This window comes from Janthinobacterium svalbardense, from assembly GCF_002327145.1.
Lineage (GTDB): Bacteria > Pseudomonadota > Gammaproteobacteria > Burkholderiales > Burkholderiaceae_D > Janthinobacterium > Janthinobacterium tructae.
In genome coordinates this window covers 1,529,429-1,543,609 of sequence record NZ_CP023422.1, presented here as the reverse complement: position 1 = coordinate 1,543,609, position 14,181 = coordinate 1,529,429, and the positions used below count along the sequence as shown (strand labels likewise).

15 protein-coding genes are annotated in these 14,181 nt (G+C 54.6%); 8 read left to right on the top strand and 7 right to left on the bottom strand.

The window, feature by feature from the left end:
* Positions 1–57: 57 nt before the first annotated feature.
* Positions 58–741 carry a hypothetical protein gene (locus tag CNX70_RS06775; RefSeq protein WP_096234070.1) on the bottom strand — a complete coding sequence of 228 codons (684 nt, stop codon included), beginning with the start codon at positions 739–741 and terminating at the stop codon, positions 58–60.
* An 865-nt stretch (positions 742–1,606) separates the two neighbouring features.
* Between CNX70_RS06775 and CNX70_RS06770 the strand changes: the two genes are divergently transcribed.
* Positions 1,607–1,972 (top strand): helix-turn-helix domain-containing protein, encoded by a 366-nt coding sequence (locus CNX70_RS06770; protein ID WP_096234069.1) that lies wholly within the window; start codon positions 1,607–1,609, stop codon positions 1,970–1,972.
* Between the two features lie 179 nt (positions 1,973–2,151).
* Here CNX70_RS06770 and CNX70_RS06765 read toward each other — a convergent pair whose 3' ends face one another.
* Positions 2,152–2,403 carry a hypothetical protein gene (locus CNX70_RS06765; protein WP_096234068.1) on the bottom strand — a complete coding sequence of 84 codons (252 nt, stop codon included), beginning with the start codon at positions 2,401–2,403 and terminating at the stop codon, positions 2,152–2,154.
* A gap of 213 nt (positions 2,404–2,616) precedes the next feature.
* Between CNX70_RS06765 and CNX70_RS06760 the strand changes: the two genes are divergently transcribed.
* Both CNX70_RS06760 and CNX70_RS06755 read left to right on the top strand, forming a co-directional pair.
* Positions 2,617–2,859, top strand: a complete 243-nt coding sequence (locus tag CNX70_RS06760) for a hypothetical protein (protein WP_096234067.1) — start codon at positions 2,617–2,619, stop codon at positions 2,857–2,859.
* A gap of 93 nt (positions 2,860–2,952) precedes the next feature.
* The gene (locus CNX70_RS06755) at positions 2,953–3,264 is read left to right on the top strand and encodes a hypothetical protein (protein ID WP_096234066.1); all 312 of its coding nucleotides are present in this window, start codon (positions 2,953–2,955) and stop codon (positions 3,262–3,264) included.
* 217 nt (positions 3,265–3,481) lie between these two features.
* On the opposite strand, the gene CNX70_RS28010 is transcribed toward CNX70_RS06755, so the two are convergent.
* Positions 3,482–4,390, bottom strand: a complete 909-nt coding sequence (locus tag CNX70_RS28010; protein WP_157750920.1) for a hypothetical protein — start codon at positions 4,388–4,390, stop codon at positions 3,482–3,484.
* Between the two features lie 241 nt (positions 4,391–4,631).
* A complete protein-coding gene (locus tag CNX70_RS06750; protein ID WP_096234065.1) occupies positions 4,632–5,009 on the bottom strand; it encodes a TipAS antibiotic-recognition domain-containing protein in 378 nt (125 codons plus the stop codon).
* A gap of 1,650 nt (positions 5,010–6,659) precedes the next feature.
* On the opposite strand from CNX70_RS06750, the gene CNX70_RS06745 reads away from it, so the two are divergent.
* Complete coding sequence (locus tag CNX70_RS06745; protein ID WP_096234064.1) at positions 6,660–7,418, top strand: hypothetical protein; 759 nt, start codon at positions 6,660–6,662, stop codon at positions 7,416–7,418.
* Between the two features lie 304 nt (positions 7,419–7,722).
* Positions 7,723–8,157: a hypothetical protein gene (locus CNX70_RS06740; RefSeq protein WP_157750919.1), complete on the top strand. Its 435-nt coding sequence runs from the start codon at positions 7,723–7,725 to the stop codon at positions 8,155–8,157.
* A gap of 582 nt (positions 8,158–8,739) precedes the next feature.
* On the opposite strand, the gene CNX70_RS06735 is transcribed toward CNX70_RS06740, so the two are convergent.
* Positions 8,740–9,216: a hypothetical protein gene (locus CNX70_RS06735; RefSeq protein WP_096234062.1), complete on the bottom strand. Its 477-nt coding sequence runs from the start codon at positions 9,214–9,216 to the stop codon at positions 8,740–8,742.
* Positions 9,217–9,487: 271 nt separating this feature from the next.
* Positions 9,488–9,934 carry a response regulator gene (locus tag CNX70_RS28005; RefSeq protein WP_157750918.1) on the bottom strand — a complete coding sequence of 149 codons (447 nt, stop codon included), beginning with the start codon at positions 9,932–9,934 and terminating at the stop codon, positions 9,488–9,490.
* Between the two features lie 287 nt (positions 9,935–10,221).
* Between CNX70_RS28005 and CNX70_RS06725 the strand changes: the two genes are divergently transcribed.
* The 3 genes from CNX70_RS06725 (at position 10,222) to CNX70_RS06715 (ending at position 13,444) form a co-directional block, all read left to right on the top strand.
* Positions 10,222–12,333, top strand: coding sequence for a TonB-dependent receptor family protein (locus tag CNX70_RS06725; RefSeq protein WP_096234061.1), 2,112 nt, complete (start codon positions 10,222–10,224; stop codon positions 12,331–12,333).
* Positions 12,334–12,586: 253 nt separating this feature from the next.
* Positions 12,587–12,739, top strand: a complete 153-nt coding sequence (locus tag CNX70_RS28675) for an FxDxF family PEP-CTERM protein (protein WP_208624498.1) — start codon at positions 12,587–12,589, stop codon at positions 12,737–12,739.
* Between the two features lie 255 nt (positions 12,740–12,994).
* Positions 12,995–13,444 (top strand): hypothetical protein, encoded by a 450-nt coding sequence (locus tag CNX70_RS06715; protein ID WP_096234060.1) that lies wholly within the window; start codon positions 12,995–12,997, stop codon positions 13,442–13,444.
* Between the two features lie 318 nt (positions 13,445–13,762).
* Here CNX70_RS06715 and CNX70_RS06710 read toward each other — a convergent pair whose 3' ends face one another.
* Positions 13,763–14,146 carry a hypothetical protein gene (locus CNX70_RS06710; RefSeq protein WP_096234059.1) on the bottom strand — a complete coding sequence of 128 codons (384 nt, stop codon included), beginning with the start codon at positions 14,144–14,146 and terminating at the stop codon, positions 13,763–13,765.
* Between the last annotated feature and the right edge of the window lie 35 nt (positions 14,147–14,181).

The following is a 14,181-nucleotide window of genomic DNA, read 5'->3' as shown; positions in this document are numbered from 1 at the left end:
GATGTAAAGTACAAACAGGCCACTTAAACAGCCCCTAAACTAGCTCATCGACAGTCATTAGCTTTTGCCAACGAGTGCCCCACTTGGCAACTCGGTGAGTTCAGGCTGGCCTTCAATGCGGACGGCTTTTGTGCCAGTTACGTTTTCGATGGCGTGCACCGTGTCGAGAATCGTTTTGTTGACCCATTGCTCTGGTGTACCAACCAGCGAGTTGGCAATGTCACGCGAGACCTGGCTTAGGCCGCCTTCGGTTTTCTGAAACACAGCATAGGTGTCAAGGCGGTAGCCGGCCTGGTATTTGTACAAGCAGCTATACAACGTCAAATTGCTCGAACCTGCGATACTGCGCTGAGCGCGCGACGTCCAGACCGCGTCATCGCATTTCGCGGCTTTCATGCTCACGCCGCCGTTCTGCATCGCTCCCATTTGCATCAGCGCGCCCAGACCAGCGTTCGAGGCAGCAAGTTTCGCCCCGACATCCTCAATGACGAATCTCCCAGGTTCAACTGGCACCGTTTTACCCATCTGCAGCGGAGTAACCTGATTGATGTCACTCGTGTTTTGAGCCAATCCATCGGCCGCTGCCTTGACTACGATGCCGGTGCCAGCATTGGTCTTGATATCAAAGATGTGGTACATCTCGACCGTGGTGGTGCGGTTGGCGAGATAACTGTTGCCTGCGGCGCAACCGGTGAGCGTCGCAACGACAGGAAAAGTTATAGCGATGACAAGTCTATACATATAAATCCCAGTAAATTTGAAATATATTCAGCGGCATGCTGATGTTCGGGCTCTATACCAAGTTTTACGTTTAGAGCGACGCAACCGGCGGATATCGGCATTTTCGCTAACAGCCGTCAGCCTTCCACTCCCATTTTCCGGTGAATGGGTCATGACAATAAGGGGCTTGGAATCGGACAGTGCATCCGTTCTCGAATGTCCTGGTGCAGTCACCGTTATTGCATTGATAGGTCGACCGTACAGTCCGGCCAGGCGGTGGTCCACAGGCTTTAGCTGGAGCAGAATTTTGTGCGGTTTGTTTCCGGTATCCGGCATCGTCCCACCAGCTAGTTATTGCGGTTTTTTGGCACTCAACATACTTTTGCTCCTCGCATTGTTGATATGCCCGGTCTACCGCAACCTGCTCGCTCTCGTAGCCAGTGCTTACTGCGCATCCCTTTTTGCCACAAACAACTGCTCCCGCTCCCGCCCCCTTTTGTCTGTGCCACACCTTGCAATTTGTCGCTAACTTCGACAGGCCGGCTTCCTTTGCTACCGTTCTACAACCGTTCAACGCCGTGGAGTCCGCAATCTTCTGTGTGGGAAAATTCCCTCCGACATAAGTAGTAGCCGAGTTTCCATCCGCACCGGCGACGGCGGAATAGGCATGGCTGACTACGGGAAGTAGCAGAATGACAAATGCAAGAAAGGCCTGAAACGCCCTAATTAATTTCTTTATGCTTAAAGCCATCATTGCGTCCTTTCCGTATGCCAAGCACCGATAGTTTACGTAAAACAACATTTTACATCAATTTTAATATCGTTTTATGTCATTTCAATAAAATGGTGACCATCCGACCATGCTGCATTTTCGTGAGAAAGTCACATGCCCAGGAAACCCAAGGCCGCCAACGGGAGCACCCTCGGCATTCGTATTGGCCGCAACATCAAAATCGCCAGGCTCGCCCTCGGACTCACACAGGCGCAGGTCGCCGAGTCCCTTGACCTCGAAAATGTCACGTTATCGCGCCTTGAAACGGGTGCCCAGCTACCCTCCATTGAACGTTTGGATGAAGTTGCAAGGGTATTGAAAGTCTCCCTCACCGCCCTTTTGGCCGACACAGACAAGGACAGCGCAATGGCGGATATGCTGGTCGAGGTCATAAAAGACCTGCCGGCGCGCGAGAAGAAGTTTGTCTATGAATTTGCTGCGTCGTATGCAGCACACTGGAAGGCTGGCAAGAAGAAATAATTGTCGCCCAGCTTTGCGAGATAATTCCCACTATCGAACCATCACCCAACGAGCATAGAGCGGTGCTGCCCGCGTCTGCCGGCAGCGCATTGGCCCTACTATGGGTTAGGTCTCAGTAGGCCAAGGCCGGACCGCTTCCAACGGAGCTATCAGTCGAAGGGCGGACCGGTATTGAACGTCTACTCGAACTCACAATTGTCAAACATTGACGCGCTGTCATCGTTGTGGTTCGTGTCGAATCCGAACGCGTTTCCCATACCGTCAAAGCCTCCCATACCGCCAGTCATCGGAAGACCAGTCGCCGGGTTGACCATAAATTCATCGGACCATAGAAAATCGTTTGCGTCGCTTGTGCATATCACACTCGAATCAGAATCGAAAACGCCGGCTGGAGCGAACAGCAGGTCGTAGAGGTGCGCCAGAAATTTCATCTGTTTTTCTTTTGTTCTATTATAGGATTTAAAATTCTAGCAGCATTTTTCTTAAATAGATATGCCTATTTTTTAATCAAATAAAAAGAACGAGTTATTTTTAATCGAAATATTTTTTAAAGCCACCCAAGAAAAATCATCACATCCAAAAATCTGTCGCTATACGTGTTAACAGCGATAAACCCTGTCAACCGGAGTATAAGGACATACGATATGATTAGTACCAAGGATATGTTTGAATTCACAAAATCGGGCCAAGTCATCGCGTTCATTCAGGCAAAAAGTAAGAAACAGGCGCGGCGCCGTACTCAGCTCGTCAGCCACCTGGTCCGTATACCTCAAGGCTGTAAAGTGAGGGTCGTCGAGAAAGGCACCCTCTGTAGGGCACCGATTTTCTTCGAGAAACATTTACGTTCTTTGGAGGATGCCATCGAAGATGCACTGGCTGAAGCTTAATGCCTCAGCCATCGTCTTCATTTGAAAGTCAGCCCCATCAACCAGGACGGCCGGCGCAGACGCGAGCGGCGTCACAACAATTAGGACATCGTTATGCGACCAATCGACATTGGAGATATCGTTGACAGACTCTTGGACTTACGCACTTACAGTCCGGAATTAGCTCAGCGTATGGAGCATGAGAAGGAACTGCCTGAAGACGCTGTCCCGTTTCTCATCGAACGGATTGAATCATCGTTTGCAGCGTGCGAGGACGTTACTGCTGAAGCCAAGCCACGAGCCTTCTCGGAGTTGACGGCCTGGCTGATTATCAGCTATCAGTTTTACCTGATGCGCTTAGCACGGGATGGCGGCACCCCTTGGATGTTCACCTTCCCAAAAACGGGGCTCGAAGTGCATCATTAATTTAACCAAAAGCTCAGACTAGAAGAGCCAATCCGCACCAACAGGTACGGGAAAATCGGCCCATCTCTTATTTACCAATAGCGAAATCTTTTGATTTCGCTATTTTTTTCATGACATAAACTACAATGACAATGGATGGCAGGTCGAACGACCGCTTACGCCCCTAAGCGGACATTGGATTTTTTATTTCGAGTCAAAATGGTAGCAAATTTATTTGCTAAGCATCCGCAAATCCAGTGCCACCACATTTCCAGCATCGACCACCTGCCCCGCCATCTCCGCCACATATCCCACACATAAACGGTTTAATTTCATCCGCTATATTGACGTCAGGCAGCCTGGCTTGGACAACTATAAAATTTCTACTACTGCACTCCGTGCACCTCAGCCTCTTCAACATTCCCTGGTCAAGACGTAGAAGCCTAGAGGCTCCAACTCGCTGCGCTAATTCGTCTAGCCATACGTGCGTCACTGTGAGTTTGTGAAGGCACTTTGCACATTCAATCACATCGTTAACATCAGCACCTTGCGGCAGAGTTACGACCAGTTCTTGCCCATTCTCACTTTCAAACTTTACATTGTCTAGCGTTGGGTTTTCGTCAAGCGCAGCTGGTGAGCTATTAAGTAAGTCTATCTTTTTCAGGCTGCTGAAAGATAGGCCATCGAAATTAAGCAATTGCTCTTGCGGCGCCACAATAGGCTGGCGATGCCTCGGAATTTTTTTCTTAAGTTCATCAATTAGGACAGGAGCAAAATATGCCCCAGTTCCAAGCACAACCCAAAGAGGAACTCCTATTGCGGTACCAAGCGCTGCTATTCCCGCCCCTTGCGTCCCAAAGAGTGTAAGCCCAATGCCGCTTCCAATAATGCCAAACCTGCTTTTGGTTCCTCGTTCGTCCCAGCCAAGCCTCTTAACTTCGAGTGAAAGTATTTTCACAATTGGCCAAACTACCTTACTTTCCAAAGTTAATTTCACTGCACTGCGAGCCTTCTTCCAGTTTGAAAGATGACTCTCACGAACTTGAATCAACTGAAACATCCAGAGAAGTAACGCCTCACGCTCTAAATCATTTGCCGAATTTGCGACTCTTACCGCTACGGCTCGACGTTCAGATTCTTTTTCCAAAATTACTCCCGATACCGGATAGAAAATACCAGACTGTTAGCGTCACACACCTCAGTTTTAAGGCAAGTGCATCTTACGACGGGCGGCCGCTTTTGGCCGAACCCGGCCCTTTGGCTAAACATAGTGGTTGCCAAGTTGAAAGTCAGACGGCAACGACGACAAGCCAGAATCGACTCAAATCCGTCATTAGAGATTACGGCCCGTAAGCTAGGCTGGTGGTTACGGCTACGGCGAAACAACGCTACAAATTGGCTTCGGCATATATTGATATTGCCTGAGCTAGGAATGGGACCATATTCCGATGATAGCCATTGTGGAATTTCATCATGTCTTGGTCTTCGCCGTAGAAAAGGCTCATTCCAATATATGCCTTCTTTGATGGTTTATAGAATCGGGAAACTATGCGGTAATGCTCTGCGATAAGTGCTTGTACCGGTTCTGCGGAAGGAAGAAGCACCCCTATCACTGGTACCATTTCCCGATATAGCTCATCCCAATCGGCATGTACCTTTTGTTTATCGACGTGAGCCCAGTTCGCCGTTATGGCAAGAGAGTGGGTCTGCTCGGAGCTGAGGGCAGCTCTGCATTCGTTTAAATAGTTTTCTGATTTTGTATTCATCGAAAAGGTCTGGTAAACCTAGAAATCCCACGATTGATATCGGCGGTGCACTTTGCGCGACCGTCCAGTTGTGGACGAATTCGACCGGCCAAGCAAGGATAGCATCTTGCTATCCTGAAATGTTCACACTTCGTCACCTCGTCTGGCGAATAGCTCTAGTCGGTGGCCCGTTCATCATGCTGGCGCGACCTCAAGCCCCCTCTTTCAGGGATGCGGTCACACTTGGGTTGCGGGGCATGGGTAAAACGGGGGCAGGTTCGCCGCCCCCGTTTTGGTTAATAAAAATATCCGATATACCTTCATCGTTCGCACCCGCCAAGGTGCCTAATCTTCTCCGAAATCCGGCCAAGGAATCGGAATCTGCGCCGCCGCCAAGCAGCACAGACCAAGCCATAACGAAACACACAGTTGACGCCTTTCGCGTCGGTTAGGACTTTCGTGTCGCTCCTGGGGGAGCAAGCAAACAGGTTTTTCGTGCGAATCTTCCTGATGCCTGGCTTGCGCCATCACTAATCATCTTGCAGCCGTCGGCACGGTACGGTTTCCCGCATCTCGGATTCTGCATTGTCTACAGGGTAGTCAGCCCCATCATCAACAATGCCGTCACCGGCCAACATTCCCGTCTTCACAATGGAGTATTTACAAAAAAGTAGCCGTGCCTAAGAATCATCGAATCCCGTTTCCAGCGGGCGAACACCATGGTGTCCCGTCGCGCAGCCAAGAGGCCCAAACGCTTGCGCTTCTTCGAAGTTCCATCAGTTCGCACCGACGAGGGGTACCACCCGCCTCATCCCACGGCAAGACCTTGCGGTCCGTTTCTTTTTCTCCCAATGCAACGCCTGGTCGATAGCATCCCTGCCCTCAACGTTAGTCGCAATTACACCCTTAAGCTCTCCCCGAACCCATCATGCTTGCGCACGATGGTGCCCCGCGTTTACGCCGCTCTCTTTCGAGGTCACGGTCGTATCTCTTCGGTAGTTGAGATGCGCACCAAGCCCTTTACAGGTACTTGGCAGAGTTCTAGGTGTGGGTAGCTTGCGGACGCTTTCGCGCCCCGATACAAGTCCAGGATTGCCTACCTGGTCTCTCCATAGCTTCGGATTTCATCTGCTTTCACATACCGGGAGCCCTTGCGGACACCGGTTGCTCCTGCAGCGCCGCTCTCTTGCGAGGCGGTCCTTTGAGACGTTCGCGCCCTCTCGCGTACAACCTCGAGTGTGGCGGTGTGGGTCAACCAGGGAGTGGCGCTCCCTGGCTGCCCGTTATCGCCGGACGGGCACAATTACGTGCATCCGGCGGTCCCGACGCTGCTGCCTCCTGCTCGACTAAAGCAGCTTGCAGTGCATCAACTGTGTGTGTCTGGCTCTAGGGGGCGTTGGCGCGCCCCCAGAGCCAACGAAATTGGCTTGAGGGTGGCTAGCCCCTGCATAACACTTGCAATGAGTGTCCTGGCCTGTATAGCGACTTCGCAAAATCCTTCGCAAAAATTTTCTTGGCCTCTTTTTAGGTGCCTTCGGCACAGGGGATGAAACCACACGCCTCCGGCTGGAGCCATCGAAATTCCGACCCTTTCGGTATCTATGGCGCCTGAAATCTGCTCCGTGCGTCCCTGTCGCTATACGAAGGAACAAAAACATCAGGGGCTTTAAAATGACCGGGAAAAATTACGACCTTTCAATCGCAATCACCAAATCTGCGGCGATGCGCTACATCGCGGAAACCGCCGGACATGGCTATCACCTATTTCAGGCCGGCACGGTATCGGCTGAAAAGGTTCTGCAGCTTATCGAGAAATTTGACAAACAATACCGCGTGCTGGCTACGCGCGGGATGCGTGACAATGACAGGTTGCGGGGACGCTCCTGTGCGCGGCTTGTACTTTTTCCGAAAGATAGCTATCCGGTGGAGCGTCCCGAACGTGAATGGTTATTTTGGCTCATGGCCACCGATGGCATCGGCACACTCGCTAGCGAAAAATGTACGCTTGACGCGCGCCAGCCTGCGACACGCCTGCCCTGGCTGAAGCAGTACAACTTGGTGTCCCGACCGGTTCGCCGGCGCAATGGCGAGCTGGCCTACGTCTGGACGTGGGTGATGCAGGAGCACTACATCGCACGATGGCGCCACGTACTCACCAAGGCTGCCGGCCGAGTTCGCTCAAGCAAAGAAAGAAAGCCAGACTTCCTCATCAAGTTGGTGGAATCTCTGCGCCGGGTGCCCGGATTTCAAGGCATCAATCGGCAGAAGAAGGCGCTCATTATGAACGCTGATATTCCTCGCCTTTGGCACACCGAACTCAATCTTCAACTCTTGGGGACGGTGGTCAATAAGTCCCTTCCAGTTTTCAGCCCCGAGCATACGGTCGTGTCCATGCTTGGGAACGCCAAATTGCGCAGCACCGACGCTTAACTCAGCAAATCGAAAAAGGAGAACAGGATATCGGCGCTGAGCCGCCCCAGACGGAAGATGTCCTAACCCTGACAACAAGACGCACGTGAAGGGGCGGAGTGTCTTTTTTTGCGAGAGTAACGCCGTCAGGTCGATACTTTCGTCTTGAAATACCCGCCCGTCGCCGTCGCACGCCCTTCCCACATCGAGTTCTTGCCGCCTAGCACAGGGCACAACATAAATTTCCTATAGAAAACATTCCAGTACAGAATTTCTGAAAGTGTTGCTATACATGCGTAGGACCATATTACTTAGGATACTGAAAATGTCGACGAAGAAAAAAGCAGTGAGCAATCCGGAGAGCGGTTACGTGTTTGGCAAGGCTGCAAAACAAGTTGCATGCGCGGCAAGCGCTGAGCTTAGCAAAGAACATGCGCGTATCGAACGTTCAAACCTATTCCAACAGGCTAGTACCACGGAAGAAGGCCTTCTGGAGTATGAAAAGTACGCTATCGAGGGACTCTGCGAAGTCATTACCAAGGGTTACACTGAAGTTGGCATGGGGGGCCTACTGAGCTCGCTACTGGATATTGTTCACCAGTGCGACGCCGTAGCAGCTGAGGCAGCCCAGGGCGGTGATGACGAGCGGGATTCGAAAGCGCGGTATGCGGTTGCTAGGCATCTGCGTATGATGACGATGATGAGCCGACCGGAATACGTTGGCGCAATCGAGATGCTCACCGCACAGCAAGCAGGGTAAAGTGAATTATTGATTCAAGCCCTCGTGGAGAAATCTTCGGGGGCTTTTTTTCGTCCCGCTATTTCGTTGGTACTCCTTGCCCAACAGGATGTTGTCAAAGGCCGCCGGTTTCGTTGCTGGCGGTTCTCCCAGCCGCGGGTTACGTTGACACGACTCCCAGGCCGACCCAGTCGGTGTCAAGGCAGGCAGTGACTGGGACTTCGGCCGCGACCACAACCGCGAATGGGACCTGAGCTAAATACTAATGACCGGCTGTTTTGCTGGAGGTGTAATCGTCGCCAAACAGAGCCAAAAATTTCAGAAATACTGGCATCTAACGTCGGTATGAACGGTAAATCTGCTACACTAACTGCTACACATAGCTGTGTAACAACACGCCGCGAACCCGCATGAACACTGGGGTCTGCGGGTAGGTGGTGGTTCCCCATCAGCCACCCCACAGAATTAGCGGCAAATAAAAGGGTTACATGCTTCGGCTTGTAACCCTTTTTTGTTTTCAGGATAATTCATTGCGAGCATCATCGTACATGTTAATGACAGGCAGCCTAGACTGCCCGTCAGCCCACACAGGGCCGCCCGATTTTACGATTTCGCCGCCAGCGCAGGGTGCTGCGCATCAACACAATAACCGTTCCAGTACACTTCCTCGAACGAGGTCAGGGAAATCCCTTTTCTTGACGCCTCTTTGTCCTGCATGCTGGCCTCATCCATCTCGACAATATACGTATCAAAGGTGTTGAGCTTTTCATTATCGGCACTGACGGAAACAAAACGCGTGCCGCCGGTATATGCCCCAAAGCCATTCTTGCCGTCAACGATACCGCACACGACGATCTCCATCGTTTCGCTGTCCTTGCGCTTGTGAACGAGATACGAAGAGCGGATTACCGTCGAATCGGGATCTTTCATTTTCGCCTTCAATGCCTTGAGAGCATCGTCCTTAGCCCAGCCATCGGGTCCGGCCATCTTGTTACGCACATAATAACCTGCAGCCATTAACGATGGCACGCCAATAACAAGCACCACCACAGCAATCAGCAAGTACTTCAGAAATTTCATACCCACCCTTCAAAGATCAACGTCAGAGAATGCACCGGCCGTGCAAATACACTGCCAGCGAGCAATAAAACTATCGCATGATCATTTGAATATGTTTGAATGTCAACTTCCAAAATCCCCAGCCTTAGCACACCAGGTTTGGCCCGCTTGCGCACGGTAAAGGAAGACAGGCACCTGCGGGACGGAGCCCTTTCGTGCAAGCGGGGCAGCTGAATCCCAAGCAAAATAGGCAAGCAAAGGCTCGCCAGGCAGTGCCTGACGATGCGAAAACCTAGCCCGCTAACACCGACTGCAACGTCGTCGCCAGGTCTTCCAGGCGCACGGGTTTGACGAGGAAGTGGCGGAAGCCGACGGCCAGCGCGTCGTCCATGTACATGGGCAGGCTGTGGCCCGTGACGGCGATCAGCACGGCGTTGGCCGTCTCGGGATTATGGTGCAGGCGGCGGCCGATTTCGATGCCGCTGATGCCGGGCATTTCGATGTCGAGGTAGACGGCGTCGGGCACGCACAGCTTGACTTGCTCGACGGCCATCTGCCAGTTGCGCACCACCACCGCGTGGTGGCCCAGCGCTTCGAGCAGCATGGCCAGCGATTCGCCCACTTCCTGGTTGTCGTCGACCACCAGCAGATTGAGTTTGCGCGCAGCACTTGCCGGCTGGCCGTCCTGGCGGCGTTCCACGGAGGAACTGCCTGGTGTCGTTTCAGTTGTCTGGCTCATTGTACCTTCATGTCTGACGGCTGCAAAAACGGCAGTATACAAGAAGCGCGCGCAATGCCGTCGCACCCCAGCAATGCTGCCAAGCAGCAATCCAGGCGCCCCGCTGTACCGCGCCAGCAACACTTCCCTACCCCCGAGCGGAGAAAGCAGGCCTACGCAGTTTGCGCAATTGACGGATAAAATGAGAATCATTATCATTCTTATCCCCTTGCGCCGGATGTCCACGCTACGCTGTTGTCGCGCCGCCTGCTTGCCCGCGCAAACATTGTCATTACGGAGATCCATGCATGGCCGCCACACTTTCCCCACTGCCGTTTTCCCTGCGCCCATGCGCGCTGGCCATTGCCCTCGCCTGCCTGGGCACTTCCCTTGCCGCGCAGGCACAGGATGCCAATAGCGCCGAGAATGCCGGCCCCATCCTGGAATCGATCCAGGTCAGCAGCAACCTGCTGGGCACCAGCATGGCCGCCAGCACGAAAAATTTCGCGGGCGCCCGCACGGTGGTGCAAAAGGACGATATCGACAACTCGGGCGCGACCAGCCTCAGCGACGTGATGCGCCGCATTCCCGGCGTGCAGATCAGCGACAACTCGGGCAGCGCCGGCAGCGCCATCGCCCTGAATATCGGCGTGCGTGGCCTGGCCGGACGCTATTCGCCGCGCAGCACGGTGTTGCTCGACGGCATCCCGATGTCGGTGGCGCCGTATGGCCAGCCGCAACTGTCGTTCGCGCCCGTCAGCCTGGCCAATGTCGAGACGGTCGACGTGGTGCGCGGCGGCGGCGCCGTGCGCTTCGGTCCGCAAAACGTGGGCGGCATCATCAACTTCAAGACGCGCCGCGTGCCCACCACGCCAGGCATCACGGGCGACGCCAGCGTGCGCTACAACTCTTACAGCGAAGTGGGCCACAACACGCAGGCCAGCGTGTTTGCCGGCACCCAGCTCGACAGCGGCCTGGGCCTGGCGGTGCTGTACTCGGGCATCCGCGGCAGCGACTGGCGCGTCGGCAGCGACGAGAAGGTCAACGACTTCGCCCTGAAATTGCGCTACGACCTGAGCCCCACGGCCGAGGTGTACGCCAAGCTGTCCTACTACGACGTGACGTCGCGCACGCCGGGCGGCCTGACGTCAGCCCAGTACAAGGCGGATCCGTTCCAGAACACGCGTCCGACCGACTTCTGGAGCGGCGAGCGCAAGGCCTTCGACATCGGCTATCTGAATGCCCTGTCCGGCACGCAGGAATTCGAGGTGCGCAGCTACTACTACAAGAGCTCGCGCGAAAGCACACTGATCAACGCCGGCCGCACAGGCCTGGGCCACCAGCCGCGCAACTATGAAACGACGGCCATCGAGCCGCGCTACACGCAGCGCTTTACCACCGGCAAGGTTTCGCAGGACGTCACCGTCGGCTACCGCTACCTGGCCGAACGGGCCGACGAAACCATCTACAACGTGGTCATCGCCAGCGGCGTGCAACAAAAGCCGACGCGCTTCGCCAACAATGCCACCGATGCACAAGCCGTGTATATCGACGACAAGATCGCCATCGGCGCCTGGCGCATCACGCCCGGCGTGCGCTACGAGCACATCAAGACGGAACGCTACAACCACTTGCCGCTCGACCAGAAGATCGAGTTGCTCAACAACAAGGCCCTGCCTTCGCTGAACGTGGCCTACTTGCTGAGCAACAACGTGACCCTGTTCGGCAATTACAACAGCTCGTTTGGCGCCGTGCAAAATACGCAGCTGAACTCGCAGTCAAGCAAGAACCCGTTGCAGCCGGAACTGGCGAAAACAGCCGAGCTGGGCGCACGCTGGAAGAGTGGCCAGCTGTCGGCCGAGGCGACCTTGTTCAACATCAAGTTCGACAACCAGATCCAGTCTGTCGGCAGCGGCGAGAACGCCGTCTTCTACAACGTGGGCGCCACGCATCACCGGGGCCTGGAAACGGCCGTCGATTACCATTTCGACGAATCCGGTCCGCTGGCCGGCGTGAACGCCTACGCCACCTACACTTACACCAAGGCCACCTTGCAGGATGGCGTGAACGCGGGCAATGACGTACCCTTCTATTCGCGCACCACGGACACCATCGGCGCCCACTACCAGCTGGGCGCCTGGGGTTTTGATTTGTCGAGCAGCCACCAGAGCCGCCAGTTCGCCGACGAGGCCAACACCGTGGCGGAAAACCCGGCCGGCAACCTGGGCGTGATTCCCGGCTTTCGCACCTGGAACACGCAAGTAAAATGGAAAGTGCCGGGCCAGAAGGGTCTGGAGTTGGTCGCCGGCGTCAACAACCTCGCCGACAAGCGCTACTTCACACGCACTTCGGACGGCAACCTGGGCAAGCTGGTGGGCGCACCGCGCATGGTCTATCTGCAAGGCCGCCTGGCGTTCTGAGCGCTGCATGCGGCAGTGCCTATCGAATCGGTGACGCCGCAGCCGCACATACCCTCAAAAAACCTGCATCGTTGTTATTATGATGCAGGTTTTTTTACGCCCTGATGTTACAAAAATACTGCCATGCAAGAAGGTTCATAGTCGCGCTCGCCTTGCATCACGCCAGCAATTGCCTCGCAATGGAAATTAATTGCATTACAGACATAAATAATTTCACAATTGCAAATATTTTAATCGGCCCTGGTTTTTTGGCGTGAGTATCGGCCCGGTCTCCGCACCGACCTATGGCTCCTACCTGGACAATGTCTCGGTGATGGCCGCCGTGCCGGAACCGGAAAGCTACGCCATGATGCTGCTGGGCTTGGGCTTGCTGGGTTTCATGGCACGCCGCAAGACTGCCGCCTAAATCCTAGGTCGTTGCACAACAGCCGCTCCGCCACTTGGCCGGGCGGCTTTTTCATGGGCAAACGGGTGCATTACCTCAGGAAATGTTGCAAAGAAGAATTAAATTGGCGCTACAATAGCGAGGTATCAAGCAATGCCAAGCATCGCTCCGCCAGGGCCCCTACCCCGCCCTGAATATCAGCACGCATTTTTTGAACAGGATGACTGGCGCTGCCGGGCCCGATTGTGCTCCCGGTACGGCCGCCACACACGCACCATGTCTGCAGAGAAAACCATTACCGAAACCAGTTCCTACGGCAAGGATACGCCCGTGGGACGTCCCGACATCGATGGCCGCGCCGGCATTTTCGTGCCCACCGCGGAATTTGACCTCGACAACACCACCACCATTCGCAAGGGCGCGGGCATCGTCGGCTTCGGCAACCTCGATGGTACCCTGACCGTGTATTTCGAAGCGAACCGCTTCGACGAAAGCACTCTGCACAAGTGGGAGCACAAGGCGCGCAAGGCGTATGACCGCATGGTCATGGGCGCGCCCACGGTGTCAAAGGCGAAAATCGATGCGCGCATGCTGGAACAGGTCGGCATCATCGATGGCATGGGCATCAATCTCAAGCATCCGGAACGCCTGACGCACTGGCTGGCGATCTCGAACGTGGCGGACACAGGGCCGGAAGAGCCTGTGGTGCGCTGGAAAAACAGATAGAGAGCGGAGAGCTAGGCGGGGCGCCAGGCACGAGGCGTTGTCCTACATCGCGGCGGACATTCATCCGATGCCCCAGAGCATCGACTCAACCTATGATGAAAGCCTGACCACACATTTCCCACCACTCAGGAGTACGACATGTCCCGCCTCATCCCGATCAGCTTTGGCGCCTTGCAAATAGGTCTGGCAGCGGCGGCGATGTATATCCTGTGCTCGGCGGATGTGCTGCACCAGAGTTCGGTATATTTCCACTAGTAAAATGAGATAGCCGGGCAAGCAACGCTTGTCCGGCTATGTCCTGCATGCAAGCGCAATAGATTAGCGGCGGCCGTGGTAGCGGCCATGCCCACCCCAGCCGCCCCGGTGTCCACCGTAGCGTCCAAAACCAAACATGAAGTCCAGCCCGATCGATACGGGTGGATTGTAATAATACGGTTGTGGCGCGTACACGGGCGCCGGCACATACACAGGTTGCTGCACGTACACAGGCTGCTGCTGCACGTAGACGGGCTCATTCGTGTATTCCACGCGCGGTGCGCTCATCACACGGCCCGACTGCACTGGCTCGGAAGAGACCGTATGCCATTCATAGGGATTGTAGGCCCCCTGCGGCGCGCGCGAACCGTAATACGCGGGACCGGGGGGCGCCACGGCGCAGCCACCCAAGGCGGCCAGCGAGATTACTGCCAACAGGGTTTTCATCGCAATTCTCCTAATGTGTACTATCAGTACTATAA

What these genes read in the sequence shown, in the direction of transcription:
- CNX70_RS06775 (WP_096234070.1), bottom strand. Translation starts at nt 741, where the DNA reads ATGTATAGACTTGTCATCGCTATAACTTTTCCTGTCGTTGCGACGCTC.
- CNX70_RS06770 (WP_096234069.1), top strand. Translation starts at nt 1,607, where the DNA reads ATGCCCAGGAAACCCAAGGCCGCCAACGGGAGCACCCTCGGCATTCGT.
- CNX70_RS06765 (WP_096234068.1), bottom strand. Translation starts at nt 2,403, where the DNA reads ATGAAATTTCTGGCGCACCTCTACGACCTGCTGTTCGCTCCAGCCGGC.
- CNX70_RS06760 (WP_096234067.1), top strand. Translation starts at nt 2,617, where the DNA reads ATGATTAGTACCAAGGATATGTTTGAATTCACAAAATCGGGCCAAGTC.
- CNX70_RS06755 (WP_096234066.1), top strand. Translation starts at nt 2,953, where the DNA reads ATGCGACCAATCGACATTGGAGATATCGTTGACAGACTCTTGGACTTA.
- CNX70_RS06750 (WP_096234065.1), bottom strand. Translation starts at nt 5,009, where the DNA reads ATGAATACAAAATCAGAAAACTATTTAAACGAATGCAGAGCTGCCCTC.
- CNX70_RS06745 (WP_096234064.1), top strand. Translation starts at nt 6,660, where the DNA reads ATGACCGGGAAAAATTACGACCTTTCAATCGCAATCACCAAATCTGCG.
- CNX70_RS06740 (WP_157750919.1), top strand. Translation starts at nt 7,723, where the DNA reads ATGTCGACGAAGAAAAAAGCAGTGAGCAATCCGGAGAGCGGTTACGTG.
- CNX70_RS06735 (WP_096234062.1), bottom strand. Translation starts at nt 9,216, where the DNA reads ATGAAATTTCTGAAGTACTTGCTGATTGCTGTGGTGGTGCTTGTTATT.
- CNX70_RS28005 (WP_157750918.1), bottom strand. Translation starts at nt 9,934, where the DNA reads ATGAGCCAGACAACTGAAACGACACCAGGCAGTTCCTCCGTGGAACGC.
- CNX70_RS06725 (WP_096234061.1), top strand. Translation starts at nt 10,222, where the DNA reads ATGGCCGCCACACTTTCCCCACTGCCGTTTTCCCTGCGCCCATGCGCG.
- CNX70_RS06715 (WP_096234060.1), top strand. Translation starts at nt 12,995, where the DNA reads ATGTCTGCAGAGAAAACCATTACCGAAACCAGTTCCTACGGCAAGGAT.
- CNX70_RS06710 (WP_096234059.1), bottom strand. Translation starts at nt 14,146, where the DNA reads ATGAAAACCCTGTTGGCAGTAATCTCGCTGGCCGCCTTGGGTGGCTGC.